Annotated in this window: 20 protein-coding genes, 1 tRNA gene and 1 pseudogene; 17 read left to right on the forward strand and 5 right to left on the reverse strand. The window is 55.8% G+C overall.

The window, feature by feature from the left end; all coding sequences use genetic code 11:
• Window positions 1-239 precede the first annotated feature (239 nt).
• Entirely contained in the window at window positions 240-500 is a 261-nt protein-coding gene (locus tag ACIQ0R_RS03980; protein WP_395823879.1) for a hypothetical protein, read from the forward strand.
• A 455-nt stretch (window positions 501-955) separates the two neighbouring features.
• Here the strand turns inward: ACIQ0R_RS03980 and ACIQ0R_RS03985 are convergent.
• Window positions 956-1,031: transfer RNA gene (locus ACIQ0R_RS03985), tRNA-Phe, on the reverse strand.
• 232 nt (window positions 1,032-1,263) lie between these two features.
• On the opposite strand from ACIQ0R_RS03985, the gene ACIQ0R_RS03990 reads away from it, so the two are divergent.
• The 6 genes and pseudogenes from ACIQ0R_RS03990 to ACIQ0R_RS04015 all read left to right on the forward strand — a co-directional run bounded on the left by ACIQ0R_RS03990 (window position 1,264) and on the right by ACIQ0R_RS04015 (window position 6,457).
• Window positions 1,264-2,523, forward strand: a complete 1,260-nt coding sequence (locus ACIQ0R_RS03990; protein ID WP_395823881.1) for an FAD-dependent monooxygenase — start codon at window positions 1,264-1,266, stop codon at window positions 2,521-2,523.
• A gap of 11 nt (window positions 2,524-2,534) precedes the next feature.
• Window positions 2,535-3,257: a DsbC family protein gene (locus ACIQ0R_RS03995; RefSeq protein ID WP_395823883.1), complete on the forward strand. Its 723-nt coding sequence runs from the start codon at window positions 2,535-2,537 to the stop codon at window positions 3,255-3,257.
• A gap of 146 nt (window positions 3,258-3,403) precedes the next feature.
• Window positions 3,404-4,114 carry an NTP transferase domain-containing protein gene (locus ACIQ0R_RS04000; protein WP_395823885.1) on the forward strand — a complete coding sequence of 237 codons (711 nt, stop codon included), beginning with the start codon at window positions 3,404-3,406 and terminating at the stop codon, window positions 4,112-4,114.
• Window positions 4,115-4,141: 27 nt separating this feature from the next.
• A pseudogene (locus ACIQ0R_RS04005) lies at window positions 4,142-4,267 on the forward strand (DUF3429 domain-containing protein); the annotation flags it as partial.
• A gap of 50 nt (window positions 4,268-4,317) precedes the next feature.
• Complete coding sequence (locus ACIQ0R_RS04010; RefSeq protein WP_395823887.1) at window positions 4,318-4,602, forward strand: DUF3429 domain-containing protein; 285 nt, start codon at window positions 4,318-4,320, stop codon at window positions 4,600-4,602.
• 1 nt (window position 4,603) lies between these two features.
• Complete coding sequence (locus tag ACIQ0R_RS04015) at window positions 4,604-6,457, forward strand: M61 family metallopeptidase (RefSeq protein WP_395823889.1); 1,854 nt, start codon at window positions 4,604-4,606, stop codon at window positions 6,455-6,457.
• A 129-nt stretch (window positions 6,458-6,586) separates the two neighbouring features.
• Here the strand turns inward: ACIQ0R_RS04015 and ACIQ0R_RS04020 are convergent, their stop codons facing one another.
• Entirely contained in the window at window positions 6,587-7,201 is a 615-nt protein-coding gene (locus ACIQ0R_RS04020; RefSeq protein WP_395823891.1) for a UbiX family flavin prenyltransferase, read from the reverse strand.
• A gap of 7 nt (window positions 7,202-7,208) precedes the next feature.
• Window positions 7,209-7,520: a Grx4 family monothiol glutaredoxin gene (grxD, locus tag ACIQ0R_RS04025; protein WP_395823893.1), complete on the reverse strand. Its 312-nt coding sequence runs from the start codon at window positions 7,518-7,520 to the stop codon at window positions 7,209-7,211.
• Between the two features lie 310 nt (window positions 7,521-7,830).
• Between grxD and rplU the strand changes: the two genes are divergently transcribed.
• The 4 genes from rplU to proB all read left to right on the forward strand — a co-directional run bounded on the left by rplU (window position 7,831) and on the right by proB (window position 11,155).
• Window positions 7,831-8,142 (forward strand): 50S ribosomal protein L21, encoded by a 312-nt coding sequence (rplU, locus tag ACIQ0R_RS04030; protein ID WP_038493216.1) that lies wholly within the window; start codon window positions 7,831-7,833, stop codon window positions 8,140-8,142.
• Between the two features lie 63 nt (window positions 8,143-8,205).
• A complete protein-coding gene (gene rpmA, locus ACIQ0R_RS04035) occupies window positions 8,206-8,463 on the forward strand; it encodes a 50S ribosomal protein L27 (protein ID WP_014007873.1) in 258 nt (85 codons plus the stop codon).
• Window positions 8,464-8,778: 315 nt separating this feature from the next.
• Window positions 8,779-9,888 carry a GTPase ObgE gene (gene obgE / locus ACIQ0R_RS04040; protein WP_395823896.1) on the forward strand — a complete coding sequence of 370 codons (1,110 nt, stop codon included), beginning with the start codon at window positions 8,779-8,781 and terminating at the stop codon, window positions 9,886-9,888.
• 148 nt (window positions 9,889-10,036) lie between these two features.
• The gene (gene proB / locus ACIQ0R_RS04045) at window positions 10,037-11,155 is read left to right on the forward strand and encodes a glutamate 5-kinase (protein WP_395823898.1); all 1,119 of its coding nucleotides are present in this window, start codon (window positions 10,037-10,039) and stop codon (window positions 11,153-11,155) included.
• A 137-nt stretch (window positions 11,156-11,292) separates the two neighbouring features.
• On the opposite strand, the gene ACIQ0R_RS04050 is transcribed toward proB, so the two are convergent.
• Together ACIQ0R_RS04050 and ACIQ0R_RS04055 are read right to left on the reverse strand one after the other, a co-directional pair.
• Window positions 11,293-11,904, reverse strand: a complete 612-nt coding sequence (locus ACIQ0R_RS04050; RefSeq protein WP_395823900.1) for a CNP1-like family protein — start codon at window positions 11,902-11,904, stop codon at window positions 11,293-11,295.
• 8 nt (window positions 11,905-11,912) lie between these two features.
• Complete coding sequence (locus ACIQ0R_RS04055; protein WP_395823902.1) at window positions 11,913-12,488, reverse strand: RNA pyrophosphohydrolase; 576 nt, start codon at window positions 12,486-12,488, stop codon at window positions 11,913-11,915.
• Here ACIQ0R_RS04055 and ACIQ0R_RS04060 point away from each other — a divergent pair.
• From ACIQ0R_RS04060 to ACIQ0R_RS04085, 6 genes are all read left to right on the forward strand, one after another.
• The gene (locus tag ACIQ0R_RS04060) at window positions 12,487-12,786 is read left to right on the forward strand and encodes a hypothetical protein (RefSeq protein ID WP_395823904.1); all 300 of its coding nucleotides are present in this window, start codon (window positions 12,487-12,489) and stop codon (window positions 12,784-12,786) included. The two genes, ACIQ0R_RS04055 and ACIQ0R_RS04060, sit on opposite strands and share 2 nt — an antisense overlap.
• A gap of 46 nt (window positions 12,787-12,832) precedes the next feature.
• Window positions 12,833-14,569, forward strand: a complete 1,737-nt coding sequence (locus tag ACIQ0R_RS04065) for a proline--tRNA ligase (protein ID WP_395823906.1) — start codon at window positions 12,833-12,835, stop codon at window positions 14,567-14,569.
• A gap of 181 nt (window positions 14,570-14,750) precedes the next feature.
• Entirely contained in the window at window positions 14,751-15,353 is a 603-nt protein-coding gene (locus ACIQ0R_RS04070) for a lytic transglycosylase domain-containing protein (RefSeq protein WP_395823908.1), read from the forward strand.
• Window positions 15,354-15,630: 277 nt separating this feature from the next.
• Window positions 15,631-17,076, forward strand: a complete 1,446-nt coding sequence (locus tag ACIQ0R_RS04075; protein ID WP_395823910.1) for an alkaline phosphatase — start codon at window positions 15,631-15,633, stop codon at window positions 17,074-17,076.
• A gap of 158 nt (window positions 17,077-17,234) precedes the next feature.
• A complete protein-coding gene (locus ACIQ0R_RS04080) occupies window positions 17,235-18,617 on the forward strand; it encodes an alkaline phosphatase (protein WP_395823914.1) in 1,383 nt (460 codons plus the stop codon).
• Window positions 18,618-18,765: 148 nt separating this feature from the next.
• On the forward strand, window positions 18,766-19,458 hold the full coding sequence (locus tag ACIQ0R_RS04085) for a hypothetical protein (protein WP_395823912.1): 693 nt from the start codon (window positions 18,766-18,768) through the stop codon (window positions 19,456-19,458).
• Window positions 19,459-19,704: the final 246 nt, after the last annotated feature.

Raw genomic sequence — 19,704 nt, forward strand, 5'->3', positions numbered from 1 at the left:
TATTTAGATGACTGGCTCACTGAGCAACATCAGGAAAAACAGGCGGCATAAAAGCCACCTGTTGGGAGACGAAAAATCGAGGGAAGCTCAGGATTTTCCGTTAGAAGCTGATGATCATGATCTGGGTCATGTAGTTATATTGGTCGCGGGGGATGCAAAGGCTCTCTTATCGGCACTTTGCGCAGCAGGTACTTGAAACACTCGACAAGTAATGGTAGTCTAAAAAAGGAAAGAAAGGTATGGAGAAGATTTTCGTTATCGGAGTCACTGTGTTGTTGGCGGGATGTGCGGCTGTAGTCAAGCCGATGGCTACCCCGAACGGCAAGCAGGGTTTCTCTGTGTCCTGTGACGGATCGGCAGATGACTGGGCCACCTGTTATAACGCGGCTGCGACAGCCTGCAAAGGCAAGTACAGCATCATTGATAAGCAGTCGGACAGCACACCGACTGCGTACGGTCCCATGGTGCGTCGTTACATCGTCGCGGAGTGCGCGCAATGAATCTCACCTGCCCGCTGTGTGCAGGTGTTTGCGAAACTGCTCAATCTGGTGATATGACGGAGTTTCGCTGCAAAGCATGCAAGCCCTATCGTATCACCGCTAATGCTATCCAGCGAGTGATGGAAATGACCGAAGCGCACAGGGTAGAGTTGATGCACGATTCCTGGAAATCGCATGCGAACGAGCGAGTGCTTGAGATTCGCCTCGCCCCGGTTGGCAGCAATCGAGTCTTCGCGCTAAGGTTCGCAAACCATAGCTGAATGAAATCGGCGGTGCGGGAAATGTGGTAATTCAGCCGTAACTACGGTGGGGGCGGGCAATTGGATGGTTCGCTCGACACTTCGCGGCTTGCCACAACTCTGAATCAGACCGGAAATGCCCCGGACGCGAGGACTTCTTGGTCCGAAAACAAAAACGCCGATCTGCATAGATCGGCGTTTCGTCAAGGATATTCTTGGTGGCCCGGGGCGGAATCGAACCACCGACACAAGGATTTTCAATCCTCTGCTCTACCGACTGAGCTACCAGGCCAAGGGACATAAGTATAGCAAAACATTTTTAATTCGCAAAGCCCCTTGTTCAAACTTTTTTAAAAAAGTTTGTGCGGGTCGATTTCCTCGCGTCGATGCATCCGCGACGTTGCGTCGTCTGTATATATATATTGAGGTGTGCGCGGCGCGCTGGTACCGATGTTTCGATAGGGCTCGCTCTGATTGGCGTGGATCGGCAGGGCTTGTGAAGCGGTAATCGCTATAATGGCGGCATGAAAGATATCGGATCAATTGCAAAGAGCGCCAGTGTGGCGGCGGTGGCCAGTCATCAATGCGATATATGCATAGTCGGCAACGGCGCTGTCGGTAAAGCCGCTGCACTGGGCCTGGCTCAGGCTGGATTGCGGGTGGTTTTGTTGGGCGCGCCAGTGCCTGCTCCGGCCGCGCCAACTGTATCGACCTCAAACTGGGATACGCGCGTGTACGCGCTTAATCATGTCGCTCGCAACTTGCTGTCGACCCTCAGGGTGTGGGATGCGTTGGACGTCGCCCGCGTGTCAGCGGTTGAGGGCATGTTGGTTAAGGGCGGTGCCGACAGCGCCGCCGGGCAACTCAGTTTCGATGCTTACAGCGCGCATGTCGATGCGCTGGCGTGGATAGTCGAAGAAAGCAATCTCAATCGGGCGTTGGATGCGGCGCTGAAGTTTGCGTCGAACCTCCGCTTGCTGGGCGGCCGGGCCAAGGCGCTGCAAGCCGATGCGGCGGCGTCCGCTGTGCAACTGGAACCGGGCGAAACCATTCGCGCCGATTTGGTTGTCGGTGCCGACGGCGCGCAATCCTGGGTACGCAGCCAGTGCGAGATCGGGATCGACTATCGTCCCTATCATCAGCGCGGCGTGGTCGCTAATTTTTCTTGCGAGCGACCGCATCGCGGTATCGCCTACCAATGGTTTACCGGAGGCGAGGGGATTGTGGCGTTGCTGCCGTTGCCGGAGCAAGGGGTCTCGCTGGTGTGGTCGGCGCCGGATTTGTTGGCGCAGGAGTTGATGGATGAGCCGTTGTCGCAGTTGGCGGCGCGCTTGTCGCGGCTGACGGCGGATACGCTGGGCCAATTGCAGCCGCTGCAACCTGAGCTGGTGCAGGCGTTTCCATTGTCGCTGTTGCGCCCGCATTCGCTGGTGGCGCCGCGCGTTGCGTTGATCGGCGATGCCGGTCATGTCGTGCATCCTCTGGCCGGGCATGGGATGAACCTGGGATTCGGCGACGTCGCGGCCTTGATCAAGGTGTTGTCTGAGCGCGGTGCGCATCGCGACTGCGGCGATGCCGGGGTGTTGGCGCGTTACGCCCGTATGCGCAAGGAAGAGATATTACTGATGCAAATGACCACCGACGGCCTGGAGCGGTTGTTCGGCAGCGACTTTAGCCCGCTGCGTTCGTTGCTCAACTTTGGGTTGAACTTGCTGGACAGGACCCCGGTCATAAAGAGTCAATTGATGACCCACGCCCTGGGTCGCGCATTCGACAAAGAATAACTGGAAAAATGATGAAAAAAATAAGCTTGCTGTTGGTAGCCGTTTTTGCTCTGTGGATGAGCGTTGCCGGCGCTGAAACATTGCAAGAGGCATCTGTCAAAAAAATTATAGAGCCGCAGCTGGGCGATGGCGTCAAGGTGGATTCGGTCACCAAGACGCCGTACAGCGGGTTGTTTGAAGTGCGGGTCGGGAACGATATTTTTTACACTGATGCCAGCGCCAAGTATGTCTTTGTCGGCCGCGTGATGGATGCCAAAAGTTCGCGCGACTACACGCGTGAGCGGATCGACGATATCAACAAGGTCAAGTTCGCGGATTTGCCGGTTGATCTGGCGATGAAAAAAGTCAAGGGCAACGGCAAGCGTGTGATTGCGGTGTTTGAAGATCCGAATTGCGGTTACTGCAAGCGCTTCCATAAGACCACCCTGAATGAAATCGATAACGTCACCGTGTACACTTTTCTGTATAACATTTTGGCGGAAGACTCGGCAGTCAAGTCGCGTAATGTCTGGTGCAGTGCCGACCGGAATAAAGCCTGGACCGATTTGATGGTTGACGGCAAGGCAGCCGCAGCGGCGCCGTCTTCATGTCAGGCGCCTAACGAAAAGGTGCTGGCGCTTGGTCAGAAACTGAATGTCACTGGCACACCGACAATTATTTTTGCCGACGGCACGCGGGCGCCAGGATGGATCGATGCCAAGACGATGGAAGCCAGGCTCGCTTCGGTGAAGTAAATTTCGACGCGTCGCAGTGTGGCTGAGGCGCTGCAATGACGCCGTTCTGCAAGCGGCTCGTTATTTCGAAGAATTCGCCTTATTTCGCTTTATTTTTCCTTATTTTTGGTTATTCCTCACTCTTCTGAGTCACTCCTAAAGCAACCATGAGCGGCCATCAATATAACGGGCAAGTGGCAGGCTTGCTGCTTGCCGCCGGTCGCGGCCGACGTTTCGATCCGAGCGGCGTGCGCAGTAAATTAATGCAGGCGCTGCCGACGGCTCATGGCCAAACGGTGCTAGCAAGCGCTGCAAGCAATCTGGCGGCCGTGCTGCCGACATGCATTGTGCTGCGCGAAGAGTCCCCCGAACTGCTGGCGCAGTTGGGTGACTGCGATTCGGTGCGTTGTCCTAACGCCGATGAAGGCATGGCGGCCTCGCTGGTCTGTGGATTGCAGCATAGTGCCGATGCCGCCGGCTGGGTGATTGCCTTGGGTGATATGCCTTATGTGCAGAGCGCGACCATTGCGGCATTGGTATCGGCATTGCAGCGCGGCGCTGATATCGCGGTGCCGGTCTGTCAGGGGCGGCGTGGTAATCCGGTGGGGTTCAGCCGACTGCACCTGCCGCGCTTGCTGACGTTGCGCGGCGATCAGGGGGCGCAGCCTGCTGCAGGCATTTCCGGTGATCGAGGTGGCGGTGAACGATCCCGGCATTCACCTGGATATCGATACCGTCGCCGATATACGACAATCCCCGCTCTGAAGTTGCCAATCCGCGCCTCTTTTGCGCTCTGTGTCGTCGAGGTAGACGCCGAAAGCCCGCAATCCCGCTACACTATCGTCTTTTCGCGCAACGCGAGGGCGCCATGGGGGTGACCGGCGGCGCTTATCCAGATCCTCCTGATGAACTCACATTTCCTGAGCAAACGTATTATTTATTTGCTCGGCTTTGCCGGATTGATTCCGTTCGTGCTGTTGACGTTGGCTTGCTGGCTGATCAGCACGGACTGGCTGCACGAGTTTATTCGCGGCCAGCTGGCTTATGGCATTGCCGTGTTGTCCTTTCTTGGGGGCATTCAATGGGGGCGGCGGTGGTGCTGCGCGCCGATTTATCGGTTGATCGCGCCAAGCGTGCATTGGCCTGGGGTGTCCTGCCAGCCATCATCGCCTGGTTTTCAACCATGGCCGGCGGCTTTGGTTTTGCGTTGCTGATGGCGGGTTTCATCGCTGCTTACCAGGTCGATAAGCGGCTATTTATCTGGTACGGTTTGCCGACCTGGTTCATCCAACTGCGCTTCAAATTGACGTGCGTCGCCGTGGCGGCGCTGATGCTTACTGTAATTGCCGGCAACGTGCGGGGATAAGATGAAAAAGAACAGCATTAAATCGATGAGCAAGTCCGGCCAGAGCGGCCTGTCATACCACATCATCGCGGCTGATCCGGCGGCGCATTTGTTTGCGGTTACGCTGCATATTGCTGAGCCGGCGGCTGTCGGCCAGACCGTTGCCTTGCCGGCCTGGATTCCGGGTAGCTACATGATTCGCGAATTTGCGCGCAATATTGTGCAGATTCGCGCCGAATCAAACGGCCGCAAGATCGCCCTCAAGAAACTCGATAAGTATTCCTGGCAGGCTGCGCCATGCGAAGGGCCGCTGACGTTGCATTATCAGGTGTATGCGTGGGATCTGTCGGTGCGCGCCGCGCATCTGGACCGGACCCACGGTTTCTTTAACGGAACCAGCGTTTTTTTGCGCGTGGTCGGCCAGGAAAACGTCCCGCATGTGGTCGATATCCAACGTCCGCTGGGCGATGAATTTGAAACCTGGCGTATCGCCACCGCGTTGCCGACGTTGAAGGCCAGGCGCGGCTCCTTCGGCAGTTATGTCGCGGCCAATTACGATGAGCTGATAGATCATCCGGTCGAGATGGGTAATTTTCAGCTGGCCAGTTTCGAGGCGCATGGGGTGCCACACGAGATCGCCATTACGGGTAAGGTCCCGAACCTCGATCTGGCGCGTCTGAGCGCGGATCTGAAAAAAATTTGCGAGACTCAGATCGCCTTTTTTGAGCCGCCCGGCAGCAAGTTCGCCAAGCGCGCGCCCATGCAACGTTATGTGTTCCTGACGCTGGCAGTCGGCGACGGTTACGGCGGGCTGGAACACCGCGCTTCAACCGCATTGATCTGCGCACGTGCCGATCTGCCAGTCAAAGGGAAGCCGGAAATCAGTGACGGTTACCGCACCTTCCTCGGGTTATGCAGTCACGAATATTTTCATACCTGGAACGTCAAGCGCATCAAACCGGCCACTTTTGCGCCGTACGACTTGCAGGTTGAAAATTACACGCCCTTGTTGTGGTTGTTCGAGGGATTCACCAGCTACTACGATGACTTGATGTTGTTGCGCAGCGGCTTGATTGACCAAGCGGCGTACCTCAAGGTGATCGAAAAAACCGTTAATGGCGTGCTGCTTGGCAGCGGCCGTCGCAAGCAAAGTGTTGCAGATTCCAGCTTCGACGCCTGGGTCAAGTATTATCGCCAGGACGAAAACGCGCCGAATGCAATCGTCAGCTATTACGCCAAAGGCTCGCTAGTGGCCTTGGCGCTGGATCTGACGATTCGCGCCGAAACCAAGGGCCGTAAATCGCTGGATGATGTGATGCGCGCTTTGTGGCAGCAATATGGCCGCGATTTCTATGCCGACAATGCGCTGAGCGGACGCGGCGTCAGCGAAGCCGCTGTCGAGGCCTTGTTCGATGACGTTACCGGTTTCAAGCTGAAGCGTTTCTTTGATCGTTATGTGCGCGGTACCGAAGATCTGCCGTTGGCCAAGTTGTTGGCGCCGACCGGCATCGCGCTGGCCGACAGGCGTAAGGCGGGTAAGCCTTCGTTGGGTGCGCGTATCGTGCAAAGCGGCAGCGATAGCAAGTTGGCTAATGTCTACGAGGGTGACGCCGCGCATCGTGCCGGGTTGTCTGCCGGCGATGTGCTGGTCGCGCTCGAAGGCATACGGGTGTCGAACAATATTGAGGCACTGCTGGCGCGCTACCGGGTCGGCGACAGTGTCACCATCCAGGCTTTCCGTCGCGATGAACTGATGGCTTTCAGCGTTCGCCTGCTGGCCGATACGGCGCCCCAGGTTGCCCTCGATGCAGAACTCAAGACTGCCGCTGGCTCCGCCATGCGTAATGCCTGGCTGATCGGGCGCAGCGCGCGCTGACGATTGCCGCAGTGGTTTGATAGATTCGACTTGATCGTGGTCATGGTCACATGGTCATGTAATCAGGGTGATATAACCGCTGTGACTAAATAATGAAGGCCGGAGCAGTTGCTCCGGCCTTGGTAACCTTTAGTTGGCTTTCATGCCTTGCCAGCGCGGCGTCAGCCTGTGCTGGATGGCAAACAGATCAAGCACGCGTCCCAGCGTGTGATCGACCATCTCGGCGATGCTCTGCGGAAGATGGTAAAAACCAGGCAACGGCGGGAAGATGATGCCGCCCATTTCGGTGACGCTGGTCATGTTGCGCAGATGCGCCAGATTGAACGGCGTTTCGCGCACCATCAGCACCAGCCGCCGGCGTTCTTTCAGAACCACATCGGCGGCGCGCGTGATCAGATTGTCGGACAGCCCATTGGCGACCGAGGCCAGGGTTTTCATCGAGCATGGCACGATGATCATGCCGTCAGACTGGAACGAGCCGCTAGCAATCGCAGCACCGATATCACGTATGTTGTGAACCACATGCGCCAGTGCTTCTACCTGCTTGCGGCGCATGTCGAGCTCTTGGTGCAAGTTCAAGACGCCCGCATCGGAGATCATCAGATGTGTTTCGACGCCAGGCACATCACGCAACAGTTGCAGCAGCCGCACCGCATAAATGACGCCGGTGGCGCCTGTGATGCCGACAATCAGACGGCGCGGCTGCTGGCCGGCGTCGGCTGGCTGAAGGCTGGAAGATGTCACGGCCGGCTCAGCCCTTCAACAAGGTTTGCAGTTCGCCGGATTCGAACATCTCGTTCATGATGTCGGAGCCGCCGATAAATTCGCCGTTGACATAGAGTTGCGGGATGGTCGGCCAGTTGGAGTAATCCTTGATGGCTTGGCGCACGGTAGGGTCTTCCAGTACGTTCACCGTGACGATATTTTCAGCGCCGCTGGTTTTCAGCAACTGGATGGCGCGGCCGGAAAAGCCGCATTGTGGAAATTGTGCCGTTCCTTTCATGAGCAGCACGACCGGGTTGCTGGTCACGGTTTCCTTGATCCACGTTTGTACATCGCTCATGGCAATACCTTAAAAAGTTTCAGAATACCGCCATTATATGAAAAAGGCGTCGTCATTGCTGGGCAGACTCTGCCAGAGAGAGTGTGGGGCGGCAATGTTTGGATGGAGTTGTCTAATTGCACGACAAAAGTGTGGCGTAATTTACACTTGTCAAGAGATTTTGACGAAAGGTGTGACTCCATGTACAATCTCAGGTTATCCCGATTCCGCCCGCCAATTTAGGGTGTGTTTGCAGCTGAAGTTTTTCGGTTTATGGCGTTTTAGGACAGAAATTTTTTAATAGTCTTCAATCATTTCGATGAGGTTTCATATGTACGCGGTCATAAAAACCGGTGGCAAACAATATAAGATTGTTGCCGGCGAAAAACTCAAAATAGAACAGATACCTGCAGACATTGGCACCGAACTCACTATTGATCAAGTGCTCGCAGTTGGCGCTGGTGACACCATTAAGTTTGGTGCACCGCTGGTCGAAGGTGCTACGGTGTCGGTTAAGGTATTGGCGCAAGGTCGCCACGATAAAGTCAAGATCTTCAAAATGCGTCGTCGTAAGCATTATCAGAAGCATCAAGGCCATCGTCAAAATTACACCGAAATTCAAATCGTTTCGATCAACGCTTAATTAATTGGCTTAATTAATCGCTTAATCGCGTCGATTGACTTAACCAAATACCAGGAGTTTTAAATGGCACATAAAAAAGGCGGCGGCACTACGCGCAACGGCCGTGACTCAGAGTCAAAGCGACTCGGCGTCAAGGTCTACGGTGGCCAAGCGATTAACGCTGGCGGCATCATTATTCGTCAACGCGGCACTAAGACGCATCCAGGCGAAAATGTTGGCATGGGCAAGGATCACACCCTGTTCGCACTGATCGACGGCAAAGTACAATTCGTAACCAAGGGCGCTACCCAGCGTAACTACGTTACTGTCGTAGCGGCTTAAGTTTTTTAAGCGTTGACACAGGCAAGGCGTCAGCCTTGTTGCGAAAGGCTCTGCCGCTGGTAGAGCCTTTTTAGTTTCTGGTCGTAATGCCGTAGGACGGGCACATCGTGCCCACGCGTGAACTTATCCAGAGAACTTATCCGGTGCACTCACCCCGTGCATGACCCATTTGATATCACATGGGCGGGTACTCAGGTTATCGCGATGATTGGTGCGCGCAAAAGCTTGCCCTCCCTACGCAAATGGCCAAAAATAGGTAAAGTTACCTGTGCAATTCAATAAGAATTTAACCTTCAACCTCATTAGGACCTTCGAATGAAGTTTATAGATGAAGCAAAAATCGAAGTCATTGCCGGCGATGGCGGCAATGGGGTTGCGAGTTTTTGCCGTGAAAAATTCCGCCCGTTTGGCGGCCCTGACGGTGGCGATGGCGGCGTAGGCGGCAGTATCTGGGCCGTCGCGGATCGCAACATCAACACCTTGGTCGATTATCGTTTTTCCAAGATGCATCGCGCTGGTCGTGGCGAAAACGGCCGTGGTTCGGATTGCTACGGCAAGGGTGCTGACGATATCAAGCTGCGCATGCCGGTTGGAACCCTTATCGTCGATGTCGATACAGGCGAAGCGATTGCCGACCTGACCGATCACGGCCAGGAAGTCTTGTTGGCCAAAGGCGGCGAGGGCGGCTGGGGCAACATCCACTTCAAGTCTTCGACCAATCGCGCACCGCGCCAGAAAAGCGATGGCAAGGAAGGCGATCGCCGTGAATTGCGTCTGGAGTTAAAGGTGCTGGCGGATGTCGGCTTGCTGGGCCAGCCGAATGCCGGCAAATCGACCTTCATCACCGCCGTATCGAATGCCCGTCCGAAGATTGCGGACTATCCATTCACCACTTTGCACCCGAACCTGGGTGTGGTTCGCGTCAGTCACGAAAAGAGTTTCGTGATTGCCGATATTCCTGGTCTGATCGAAGGCGCGGCAGAAGGCGCCGGCCTCGGCATCCAGTTTCTGAAGCATTTGCAGCGCACCGGTTTGCTGTTGCACATCGTTGATCTGGCGCCGTTCGAAGACACGGTCGATCCGGTCAAGGAGGCCAAGGCAATCGTTAAGGAATTGAAGAAATACGATCAATCGCTGTTCGACAAGCCGCGCTGGCTGGTGCTTAACAAGATCGACGTGATTCCTGAAGGCGAGCGCGCCAAGCGCGTCAAGGACTTCATCAAGCGTTTCGGCTGGAAGGGTCCGGTATTTGAAATTTCGGCGCTGAACCGCGACGGTTGCCAGGAGCTGGTCACTGAAATATACGGCTATCTGGCCGAGAAGCGCCAGCAAGAGACCCGCTCGGAAGAGACGCATATGGTGGCCGATGCGCAGCCCATCCTGTCGATTGATCCGGACGATCCACGCTTCAAGATACTGGATTAAGCGCGTAACCCACTAAGGTGGGTTGCTACAACAGATGCGTCATCCCGGCGAATGCGGGGATCCATTTTAAATTGAACCTGGATTCCCGCGCGTGCGGGAATGACGAGAATTTTCAAATGATCTATGCGGATTTGCTGAATAGAAAAATATGAATTCCGTCATTCAAAAAGCCAAGCGCATCATCGTCAAAGTCGGTTCTTCTCTGGTGACCAATGACGGCAAAGGTCTCGACAGCGCTGCCATCGCCAAGTGGGCGACGCAAATTGCCGAATTGCGGGCGATGGGCAAGCAAGTCGTACTGGTCAGTTCTGGTGCCGTCGCAGAAGGCATGCAGCGTCTCGGTTTCGACAAGCGCCCAACCAGCATCGATGCACTGCAAGCTTGCGCTGCCGTCGGCCAGATGGGTCTGGTGCAGATCTATGAAACCAGCTTCCGTGCGCACAACCTGCGCACCGCACAAGTATTGCTGACCCATGCCGACCTGGCTGATCGCGAACGCTACCTGAATGCGCGCTCGACCCTTTTTACGCTGCTGCGTTTTGGCGTGGTGCCGATCATTAACGAAAACGATACCGTGGTCACCGATGAAATCAAGTTCGGCGACAACGATACCCTTGGCGCACTGGTCGCCAACCTGATCGAAGCCGATGCACTGATCATCCTGACCGATCAGAAAGGCTTGTACACCGCCGATCCGCGCAAGGTCGCCGATGCCGAATTCGTGCATGAGGCAAAGGCTGGCGATCCGGCATTGGAAGTCATGGCGGGCGATGCCGGCACCAGCATTGGCCGTGGCGGCATGATTACCAAGATACTGGCAGCCAAACGCGCTGCGACTTCAGGCGCACATACGGTAATTGCCTGGGGTCGTGAAGATGCGGTGTTGACGCGCTTGGCCGCCGGTGAGGCAATCTGTACTCAATTGACGGCCCAAACCGCGCAACTGACTGCGCGTAAGCAATGGATGGCGGACCATCTGAAAACTGCGGGTAAGGTAATCCTCGACGCCGGTGCGGTGCAAAAGCTGAGCCATGAAGGCAAATCCCTGTTGCCGATCGGTGTCACCGGCGTGTCGGGCGAATTCGGCCGCGGCGACGTCATCACCTGTACCGATGCCGATGGCCGCGCGATTGCCCGTGGGATCAGTAACTACACCAGTTCCGAGGCGCGTCGCATCATGCGTCATGCGTCCTCTGAAATCCAGTCTATCCTTGGCTTTGTCGAGGAATCGGAATTGATCCATCGCGGCAACATGGTCTTGCTGTAATTTTAGGTAGTTTGGGTAGTTTGCCGCAGTTTGTTCTAGTCTGTCTTGCTCCGCACAAAAAAGAACGGCTCTGCGTCATGCAAGAGCCGTTTTTATTTTATGAGTTATTGGTTATTCCAGCGCACAATGTTGTGCGCTCAGCTACCCGGCTTGATCGGATGATTTTCGCGGATTCTGCTGCGTATCTCCTCGAGTTTGCCGGCGATCATGCCATCCTGGCAGAGGAAGTCTCTGGCCAATGCCGCATGCTGTCGGTTGCCGGAGGATGATTCTTTGATCGGCTTCCAGTCGCTCAGGCGTGCCCGCGACCAACTGCCGTCTTTTTGGCCGAACGCGTACAGCTTGTTTTCATAAGTTTGGCAGCGGATCCCTTCGTAACTGATATTTACGGCGCCGCCCTGGCTCTTGCTGACCATCGTGTAGCGCACTACGCCATCGGCACCAGTCGACATCGAATTGAGATCGATGAAAAAATTCATCGTGGCAGTCGGGCTGACATAGAACGACACCAGGTTGGCTGCTTGCGGTGCCGGCGGTATTTCGGCTTTGATTTCTTGCCAGGATTTGCCGCCGTCGTCGAAATCTCCATCGGACAAATCGGAGCCTGGAGCGGGAACGAGGCTTGGATAGAACGGATCGTTGGCGGCATGCATCGGTGCCGCCGGGCCTAGCAACAGCAGGCTGACAGCCAGGAGTTGCGCCATTTTCTTGGCAGTACCGGGAACGCGGAAAGCAACATCAAAAGCCATGGAAGCACTCACTTTTTTTCGGGATCGGCATCGGCCGGATTGGGTGGGGTTGATGCACGTGGTCCATGGCCGACGCGCAAATGACGGGCATGGTGCGGAGTAGCTTGCGCGGGCCGGGTGAGGAAGCGCGCTAATTCCTGTAGCGCACGTTGGTACACATCGCGCTTGAACTCTATCACCATGTCGAGCGGCACCCAATAATCATGCCAGCGCCACGCATCGAACTCGGGGTGTTCGGTGAGGCGCAGGTTGACATCGCAATCGCGGCCGACCATACGCAACAAGAACCAGATTTGCTTCTGGCCGCGATAATGGCCGCGCACATCGCGTTTGATAAAGTGATCCGGCACCTCATAGTGCAGCCAGTCGCGGGTGCGACCGATGATCTTGACATGTTCCGTCTTTAGCCCGATTTCTTCCTCAAGCTCGCGAAACATGGCCTGCTCCGGGGTTTCCCCGTATTTGATGCCGCCCTGTGGAAATTGCCACGAGTGTTCGCGCACGCGCTTGCCCCACCAGACTTCATTCTGGGTGTTGAGCAAGATAATGCCGACGTTCGGGCGGAAGCCTTCACGGTCAAGCATGTTGTTACCTCAAAACTTTCTGCTGCCGGACAGCCATCGTGCCAAAATATTAATCATTGCGAAACCTTCGCCGTTGCAGAACGGAGCAGGTGTGCAGCCAGGTGAGCCGGGCGGCACGTTGCGCCATCCGTCCAACAAGCTTATCAATTTTAGTACAGGGTTTATCTGCCATCGAAGCCGACGAATTCCGCTGTCTTTCATTAATCAGATACGCAATGAGTTCCTGTCAGCGCTGATAATGACCGGAACATTAATCAATTGTGCAAAGAGTGGGCGCATCAGCCAGCTAATCCTTTAAAATTGAGTTGATTATAGCCCTCTCTTTTTAAAAAGAATTCATCGTTATGCGCGCCTCCCGTTTTTTTATTTCTACGCTTAAAGAAGCTCCATCCGATGCTGAGATTGTCAGCCACAAACTGATGATGCGTGCCGGCATGATCAAACGCCTCGGCTCCGGGATCTACACCTATATGCCGATTGGCTTGCGCGTGACCCGCAAAGTTGAGAATATTGTGCGTCAAGAGATGAATCGATCGGGCGCGGTTGAGCTGTTGATGCCGGTGGTTCAGCCGGCAGAGCTATGGCAGGAAACCGGGCGCTGGCAGAAGTACGGCGCTGAGCTGATGCGCGTCAAGGATCGTCATGGCCGCGATTTCATCATCCAGCCGACTTCAGAAGAAGTGGTGACTGACATTGCGCGCACCGAACTACGTTCTTATCGCAAGCTGCCGGTGAATTTTTACCATATCCAGACCAAGTTCCGCGATGAGCGCCGTCCGCGTTTTGGCCTGATGCGCGGGCGCGAATTCACGATGAAGGACGCGTATTCTTTTGACCGCGACCTGGACGGGCTGAAGCAGTCCTATCAGGTCATGTACGACGCTTACGTACGTATTTTCAACCGTTTTGGTTTGCAATTCCGCGCCGTCGCTGCGGACAATGGCGCCATCGGCGGCACCGGCTCGCACGAGTTCCACGTCATCGCCGCCACCGGCGAGGACGCCATTGTATATTGCCCAACCTCGGAATATGCGGCCAACATGGAGGCCGCCGAATCGCTGCCACTCAACCCAACCCGTGCGGCACCTGGCGAGGCGTTGGTCAAGACGCCGACACCAGGCAAGGCCAAGTGCGAGGCGGTTGCCGAGTTGCTGCAACTGCCGCTGGCGCGCACCATCAAATCGATTGTCCTGACGGTAGAGAAAGAGGCGACCGACAAGGAAGCCGCCAGCAAGGAAGTCTGGCTGTTGATGCTGCGCGGCGACCATGAGTTGAACGAAATTAAAGCCAACAAGGTGCCGGGGCTGGCTGGTTATCGCTTCGCGACCGAGCCGGAAATCGTCGAGTATTTCGGTGCGCTGCCTGGCTATCTGGGCCCGCTCAATACCCGCAAACCGGTCAAGGTGGTAGCGGATATTACGGTCGCCAACATGCATGACTTTGTTACCGGAGCCAATGAGGCAGATTTCCATTACACCGGCGTCAACTGGGGCCGTGATTTGCCTGAGCCGCTGGTGTTCGACATCCGTAACGTGGTCGAGGGCGATCCTTCGCCGGATGGCAAGGGTGTGCTGGCGATTCAGCGCGGCATCGAAGTTGGCCACGTTTTCCAGCTCGGCCCTGCCTATTCGGAAGCCATGAAAGCCACCTACCTGGACGAAAACGGCAAGCCGCAATTGCTGCAGATGGGCTGTTACGGGATCGGTATCACCCGTATTCTGGGTGCCGCAATCGAACAGAATTTCGACGATAAGGGCATCATCTGGCCGACCGCGATCGCGCCGTTCGAAGTTGTGTTGTGCCCGATGGGCTATGATCGCAGCGAGGCCGTCAAGGCCGAAACCGACAAGCTCTACGAAACATTGCAGGCTGCCGGTATCGACGTCATTCTGGACGATCGCGGCGAACGCCCCGGCGCGATGTTTGCCGACTGGGAATTGATCGGCGTGCCGCACCGTGTGGTGATCGGCGACCGCGGCTTAAAGGATGGTCAGTTGGAGTACCAAGGCCGCCGCGATACGGAAGCTACGACTGTGGCGCTGAGCGAAATGGCGGCATTCATCAAAGCACGTCTGGAGTAGCATCCTGGTAAGTTGGAAGCGCTCTGGTAGTTTTTTTTGAGCAACAAAAATGGCGGCGAAATCGACTCTGCCGCCATTTTCTTTGTATACTAGTTAAAAAATAAATAATCGATGGTTGGATAGTGTCATTACGGAGTATTGCTTGCGTTTGTCTAATCCTTTCTTACTTGTCTTGCTGTCAATGTCGCTGCTATTTTGCGGCTTGGCTCATGCCGGCAATCAAAAGGAAGAAGAATTGGCAGATTCGGTGCGCGTTGCCTTGTCGCGTGCCATCAACGATGCGCGGCCGCCAAAGCCTAATTTTTTAGATATCGACCAGCGCATCCAGTACCTTTACTGGCGCGGCGAAATGTCCGAGCGGTTAAAGAAAAAGTTGCCGGATTCACAGTTGCGCATCGAGCTCCTGGAAACCGTCTGGTACGAAGCCAAGCGCGCCGGACTTGACCCCGCTCTGGTGCTGGGCCTGATCCAGGTTGAGTCGGCGTTTCGCAAATATGCTTTGTCGAGCGTCAGTGCCCATGGCTACATGCAGGTGATGCCGTTCTGGACCCGCGTGATTGGCGATGCCGATCGCAGCAAGTTGTTTCACATGCAGACCAATCTGCGTTACGGTTGCTCGATTCTGCGGATGTACATCGATATGGAAAAGGGTAATCTCTATCTGGCGCTGGGGCGTTACAACGGCAGCCGCGGCCGCCCGGAATATCCCAACGCAGTGCTGGCCGCCTGGAAGCGCTGGGAATACAAGGACGACTTGCCGATTCATGCGGTTTCTGCGCGCTAATCAGGTCGCTTCCGCATTTTTTGCGCGCCAATTTCTCCGCTTGACCCCGCCCCGCACACCGCCTCCACTGTGCCGGGCTCGCCTTCGCAACGCTGTTGCGTCAAAGTCATAGACCGGCTGGCCACGCGCTGCTGTTTCATTGATCCTCAATGTGCGCAAATTTTTGCTGCAATTCGAAAATCTCTGTTTTTGTCATCGGCTTGTAACAAGCCGCAGTTACAGTTGTCATAAAGCTTGCAAACGGTTTCATATTTCAAATTGACAACACGGAGGGAAGATGAAGTTAAGTATTCTGATTGCTGGCGCCATGGCATCGTTGGCTCTGGCTGGCTGCAGCGGTTCCAGCAGCACGCAACCGGAAGCGCCGGTCGCGCGGCCTGAGACCAAGCCTGCTGCGAAGAACGTGATTTTCTTCCTCGGCGATGGTATGGGCATCACGACGATGACCGCGGCGCGTATCTACAAGGTTGGTGAGGAAGGCGACCTGACCATGGATACCTTGCCGGAAACTGGCTTTATCACGACTTATTCAAACGATGCTCAGGTCACCGACAGCGCACCGTCGATGGGTGCGTACATGACTGGCGTTAAAGCCAACAATGAAGTGATTGCCATGTCGGCCGATACCAGCGCCCGCGATGCCAGCGGCAAGGGCTACGTCAACGGCGCCGACAGTACCTGCCAGAGCGGCAACGGCAAACCGGTTGATACGCTGCTGGAACTGATGAAGGCACGCGGCTATAGCACTGGCGTTGTTTCTACCGCGCGGATCACCCACGCAACACCAGCGGCCACTTATTCGCACATCTGTCATCGCGATGGCGAGAACAACATCGCCGCGCAGTTGACCCCGAAGGGCGCAGGCTTCAACACCAAACTTAGCGATGGCGTCGATGTGATTTTCGGCGGTGGCCGCCGGCATTTCCTGGCGAAGACCGATGCCGACAGCAAGCGCACCGATGGCCGCGATCTGGTGGCTGAATTCAAGGCTGCCGGCTACACCTACGCCAGCAATTTTGCAGAATTCGACAAGATCGGCACTTCCACTGCGAAGGTGATCGGCTTGTTCAACAAAGATCACATGACCTATGACCTGGATCGTGACGCCACCAAAGAGCCGAGCCTGGCGCAGATGACCGCCAAATCGATCGACCTGCTGAACAACAAGAAGAGCGGATTCTTCCTGATGGTCGAAGGCGGTCGTATCGATCACGCGCTGCACGCCACCAATGCACGTCGCGCGCTGCAGGAAACCGTGGCCTTCGACGATGCGATCAAGGTCGCTCTGGATAAGATGCAAATCGTTGACCCAGGCTTGAAAAATACCCTGATCGTGGTCACCGCCGATCATGACCATTCGATCCTCTTGAATGGTTATGCCAAGCGCACCGGCAAGACCACTGACACTGAACCGGGCGTACTCGGTCTGGTGAAGAATGTGTTGACCGGCCAGCCGGAGCGCGACATCAACAACAATCCCTACACCGTGATTGGTTTCGGTAACGGTCCCAACCACCTGGTAGCACGCGGTGCCTTGTCCGACATGCAGGTGGCAGACAAGGAATACCTGCAAGAAGCGGTAATACCGACCGAGGCCGGTAATGAAACCCACGGCGGCACCAATGTATTCATCGGTGCGCAAGGGCTGGGTGCTGAGAATATTCGCGGCGTCCTCGATAACACAGAGGTATTCGGCCTGGTGAAGAAAGCCATCGGCCTGTGATGCCCGTCATGCCCGTCATCAACCGGCGACGCGTCGGTTGAGGGGCAATTGAGGCTAAATTCAGAAGCAGTCGATCAGATCAAGTACAAGGGACAGATATGAAGATCATCAAACAACATGAACAAGCAATCAGCCAGCGCGCCTATCGCTGCGTGACGATGTGCGTATTGTCCGCACTGTCGGTGCTGGCAGCAGGCAACGCGGTGGCAGTCGATGCTGTTGCGGCCAAGGCAAAGAACGTCATTTTTTTCCTGGGTGACGGCATGGGGCCGGTAACGGTAACTGCTGCACGCATCTACGGGCACGGCGAAGATGGCCGTCTGACGATGGAAACACTGACCCGTACAGCGCGTATCAAGACCTTTTCGCTGGATGCGCAAACTACCGACAGCGCACCGTCGATGGCGGCTTACATGACCGGCGTCAAAATGAAGAACGACGTGATTTCGATGTCGTCCGACACCAATGCTTACGACGCCAATGGCAAACCGTATCGAAACAATGCCGACTCCACCTGCGTGAGCGGCAATGGTCAGCCGGTACAGACCTTGCTGGAATTGTCGAAGGCTGCCGGCAAGGCAGTAGGCGCAGTCAGCACCACGCGCATCAGCCATGCGACGCCCGCTGCCACTTATGCGCACGTCTGCAACCGCGGTGCCTACAACACTATCACCGAACAGGTGACGCCGGGCGCGCCTCGCTATAACACCGCATTGAAGGACGGTGTCGATGTGTTGCTGGGCGGCGGCCTGCGGCACTTCTTGCCGAAATCGAATCCGGCCAGCATGCGCAACGACAATCTCGATCCGCTGAGTATGTTCAAGGCGGCTGGCTACACGTACGTCGCCACCGGTACCGAACTGAGGAACGTCAATCCCGCCAGCGTCGGCAAGTTGCTTGGCTTGTTCACCGCCAGCGATATGAGTTATGAGCTGGACCGCGTCAAGAAAAAACTGGACCAGCCAAGCCTGGCCGAGATGACTGAAAAGGCTATCGGCGTACTGAAGAAGAATCCGAATGGCTATTTCCTGATGGTCGAAGGCGGCCGTATCGACCACGCACTGCATCGCACCAATGCCAAGCGCGCGCTGGAAGATACATTGGCGTTCGATGCGGCAATCAAGAAGGCGCTGGAACTGGTCGATCTGAAAGACACCTTGATTGTGGTCACCGCCGATCATGATCATGCGATGGGTTTCAACGGCTATCCGAAACGCGGCAATCCGATTCTCGGTAAGGTCACTAATTATCAAGACGGCAAACTGGCGCTGGCAGCCGACGGCAAGCCATACACTACGCTGGTGTTCGGCAACGGCAGCGCGCCGCGCCGGCCTGAGGATGCAGACCTGACCAATGTCGACACCGAAGGCGATGACTACCTGCAGCAGGTCGGCGTGCGCTTTGCCGGCTCGCCGGGATCCGAAACCCATGGCGGCGGCGATGTCATGCTGTTCTCGGCAGGAGCCGGTAGCGACAGCTTCAAAGGCGCATTTGAAAACATCAAGGTGTTCGGTAAAGTAAAAAATGCACTTGGCTTGTGATGTTATCGGGTAAGCCCGCTGCAAAGCATGTTGCCTTGAGAGTTTGCCAGTCAAGGCAGCACTGCAGATTTTCCTAAGTGGTATTTGGCCGCCATCGTACTGATGGCGGCAATTTTTTGGATGGTAAATGATTTACTTTAAAGTTCCAATGAAGGGGTTGACGCCGGCTGCCGCCGCATTGTCGCTGCTGTCGTTCCTGTCGTTCCTGTCTGTCGCGCAGGCGGCCGAAAGCGTCGCTGCACCCGATCAGAATTTTCAGATTCAGCACTATTCAATGTCACTGGCGCGCGACGGCGTCAAACGCGAAACCACATTTACCGAGCGGGTATATCGCCGCCGTGGCGAAGTGTGGACTGAGCGCGTCATCCCGACGGAAGCTGCGGCCGAGCACGGTCACGATCATGCCGGACACAGTCATCCCGATGCCGCCAGTTCGCCGATGTGGGTGCGGCGCCAGGCTGACGGTTCGCTCGATGCGCGCTTGGTGGAGCGTCACCAGCGTCGTACCGTCAAGATCGATCCGCAGTACTACGGCAACATCGGGTTCAACGGCAACTGGGGCAGTATTTTTTATCTGAGCGATCCGCAGAGTTTGAAAAAAATGCGAGCGGTTGGCGCGCTCAGCGACGGTGTACAGAATTATGAAAGCAAGCGTGGCGATATCACTGTGCGCGTCAGTTGGGATGTCAAAGGCCAATATCCACGACGGGTAGAGACCAGCGATACGCATGGACATGTACGGCGCGAGACGCGCGTCAGCCTGATCAACGCGCCCAATCCATTGCCTTGGAAGACACTCACCGGCTATGCGGATGTCGATTATTCGGACTTGCTCGATTGATGCGGATTAACGGTGGCTGACCGTTGGCATGGCAGCGATATGGCAGCGATATGGCAGAGCGATCCCGCGGAAACAAAAAATGCCCGCGCGATGCGGGCGTTTTTTGTTTGGCACTCAGGGCGGCAGGTTGAACTAAGTTCGCTTATGCCCCAAGCATTATTTCAGGTGGTCGAGGGTGTGCTGGATTTTGTGTAAACGGAATTTCGTTTAATTCGGCTTCATCCGTTCTTCAAACTGGATAGTGAA

This window comes from Collimonas sp., from assembly GCF_044339385.1.
Lineage (GTDB): Bacteria > Pseudomonadota > Gammaproteobacteria > Burkholderiales > Burkholderiaceae_D > Collimonas.